Below are 1367 nucleotides of genomic sequence, written 5' to 3'. Positions count from 1 at the left end.
CCATCACAGGCCGCAGTGCGGCCGTACGCGGCAAGCTGGTGGTCGGATCGGTCTTCCAAATGGCAGCCAGTGCCGCCCTGTTGCTGCTGGGCTCGACCAGTGCGGTCACCGTGCTCATCGTCGTCGGCCTGCTGGCGGGAGTCCCGCAGGGGCTGATCGGGCTCGGCAACCAGACCGCCCTGTACCACCAGGCCGACCCGGCCGCCATCGCCTCCGCGGCCGGGCTGCTGCGCACCTTCATGTACCTCGGCGCGATGGCCGCCTCGGCGGCGACCGCGGCCTTCTTCCCGCACGGCGCCACCACGGGAGGGTTGCACCACCTCGCGCTGTTCATGCTCGGCGGTGCGACGCTGCTCTTCCTCGCCGTCCTCCCTGACCGCTCGCTCGGCCGGATGGGAACCGTTGCTGTGAAGTCAAACTGACGGATCGTCAGTCCATGGTGGGCCGCTGCCCGCGCCGGGCGTGGACGCCGGGGCCGACCTCGACCACCTCGGACGGAAAGGCGTCCCGGATCGGCTTGAGCAGGACCCGCCGTTCCTCCGCCCAGCCGGGGGCGGGGGAGGCGACGGCCCGGAGGGTGACGCCCGACTCCTTCCACTGTCAAAGCGTCGGTCCTGTTTTCGGCCCGGGGCCGGGAACGCGGCCGTGGCCCGGGCGGACCCCGCGGAAACCCGCTGGTCAGCGTCGCCCGAACCGCCGTAGACTCCAATGCTCGTGACCGAGACCACCTCCGCTCCCCCGACACCTGTCCCCGCCGCCGGGTCACCCTCCGACGCCAAGCTGATAGCCGCCGCCGTGGCCGCCGCCGGAAGGGGCATGTGCGAGCGCGAGACCGTGGCCGAGATGGTGGCGCTGTGCGCCGTCGCCGGGGAGCACCTGCTGGTGATCGGCGCGCCCGGAACGGCCAAGTCGGAGGCGGTACGGCGGGTCGCGGCGCAGCTCGGCGGCCGCTACTTCGAGTACCTGCTCGGGCGCTTCACCGAGCCCAACGAACTCTTCGGCCCCGTCGACCTGCGCCGACTCCGCGAGGGGCGGGTCGAGTTCGAGACCGCCGGAATGCTGCCCGAGGCCGACATCGCGTTCCTGGACGAGATCTTCCTCGGCTCGACCGCCGTCCTCAACACCTTGCTCGGCCTGCTCAACGAGCGGGTCTTCCGGCGAGGCCGCACCACCCTCGCCAGCCCGCTGCGGATCTGCGTCGGCGCCGCCAACCACCTGCCCGAGGACCCGGCGCTGGCGGCCTTCGCCGACCGGTTCCTCGCCCGGGTCTTCGTCGAACCGGTCCCGGACGCCCGCCTGGAGGAGCTCCTGGAGTCCGGCCGCCGCCCGGCCGCGCCCGTGGCCCCCGCCGCGACCGGCGACCTGCT

At 73.1% G+C, this 1367-nt stretch carries 1 protein-coding gene and 1 pseudogene; both read left to right on the top strand.

Features of this window, described 5'->3' with window-relative positions:
- Positions 1-422 (top strand): annotated as a pseudogene (locus ACFQ87_RS46500) (MFS transporter); the annotation flags it as partial.
- A gap of 292 nt (positions 423-714) precedes the next feature.
- Positions 715-1367: AAA family ATPase (locus tag ACFQ87_RS46495; RefSeq protein WP_380617095.1), on the top strand; the 653-nt coding region annotated here is incomplete at its 3' end.

This window comes from Kitasatospora sp. NPDC056531, assembly GCF_042794375.1.
GTDB lineage: Bacteria > Actinomycetota > Actinomycetes > Streptomycetales > Streptomycetaceae > Kitasatospora.
This window is presented reverse-complemented; position numbering and strand designations above follow the sequence as displayed.